Origin of the sequence: Streptomyces sp. NPDC002130 (genome assembly GCF_040296465.1) — a bacterium.
Classification (GTDB): Bacteria; Actinomycetota; Actinomycetes; order Streptomycetales; family Streptomycetaceae; genus Streptomyces.
In genome coordinates, this window is sequence record NZ_JBEOXI010000894.1 from 1 (window position 1) to 1,352 (window position 1,352).

Sequence of the window (1,352 nt, forward strand, 5' to 3'; positions counted from 1 at the left end):
GGGCTGCCGGAGCGGTCATCGTCGCCACGTCCGGCAACCACGATTCAGCGGTGCGGCTCGGGGCCGGGGCATCCTTCGCCGCTGCCGGCGGATTGCACCTGATCACCCGCGTCGGCCAGATCGGTACTCCGGTGATGCTGAGCGATCAGTTCGGGCCGGTCGCGTTTTACGGGATTCCGTATCTCGAGCCGGAGATCACGCGCGTCGAGTTGGACGTGCCCCGGGCTCGTACTCATTCCGACATCCTCGGAGCGGCCATGTCGCGTGTTCGGCGAGATCTCGCCGAGCGAACGGCTGCCGACCCGTCGACTCGATCGGTATTGCTCGCCCATGCCTTCGTGGTGGGCGGTGAGGCCTCTGAATCGGAACGCTCGATCTCGGTCGGCGGAGTGGAGACCGTCGCGGTGGGCGAGTTCGACGGCGTCGATTATGTCGCCCTCGGGCACCTGCATTCTCCGCAGATGCTCTCGGAGAGTGTTCGATACTCAGGCTCACCGTTGCCGTATTCGTTCGGTGAGCGCAGCCACCGTAAGGCGGCGCTGCTGATCGAACTCGACGCCGCTGGCCTGTCGTCGGTGCAGCGCCTGGATCTCCCGGTCATTCGGGGGCTGAGCCAGGTAGTGGGGACACTCGACGAACTACTCACCGAGTCGAAATATGCCGATTCCGAGCAGTGCTATGTCTCCGCATTGCTCACCGACCCGGTCCGTCCGGTCGATGCCATGAGGCAACTTCAAGCCCGTTTCCCGTTTGCCGTTCATCTCGAATGGCAAAGGCCGGAAGGACAATCGGATCTCAAGTACCGCGACGCGGTTCGTGGTCGAACCGACATGGAGATCGCCCGCGGCTTTGTCTCGGCAGTGCGTAGTGACCCGTCCGAGCATGAGGTCTCGTTGATGACCGAAGCGCTCAGCGCTGCCGCGCGCGCCGAGGAGTCCACGGTAGAACTGGGTGAAACCGCGTGAGACTGCACAAACTCGAAGTCAGCTGTTTCGGGCCCTTTGCCGACACGGTCGAAGTCGACTTCGACCGTTTGGGTGCAGACGGGTTGTTCCTTCTTCACGGCGACACCGGGGCAGGAAAGACCACGATTCTCGACGCGGTTGCGTTCGCCCTGTACGGGCGGGTGCCGGGCGCGCGCAACGAGGGCAAGCGATTGCTGTCGGATCACGCGCCGGCCGGTTCGGTGCCGCGCGTGGAACTGGAGGCGACCATCAGCGGTCGCCGAATCAAACTCGTTCGCAGTCCGGAGTATTCGCGCCCGAAGAAGCGCGGGACCGGTTAGGCCCTAGAGCTCCGTCAGCACCGCGTCCGTGAACGCGGGCCACGCCTCGGTCGCCCACGGCCCGAAC

General features: G+C 64.6%; 2 protein-coding genes. Both read left to right on the plus strand.

Annotated features, from left to right (window positions below):
* Positions 1 to 965: exonuclease SbcCD subunit D (locus ABT116_RS46725; protein WP_351647363.1), on the plus strand; the 965-nt coding region annotated here is incomplete at its 5' end.
* Positions 962 to 1,285: an AAA family ATPase gene (locus ABT116_RS46730; protein WP_351647367.1), complete on the plus strand. Its 324-nt coding sequence runs from the start codon at positions 962 to 964 to the stop codon at positions 1,283 to 1,285. The genes ABT116_RS46725 and ABT116_RS46730, both read left to right, overlap by 4 nt.
* Positions 1,286 to 1,352 lie beyond the last annotated feature (67 nt).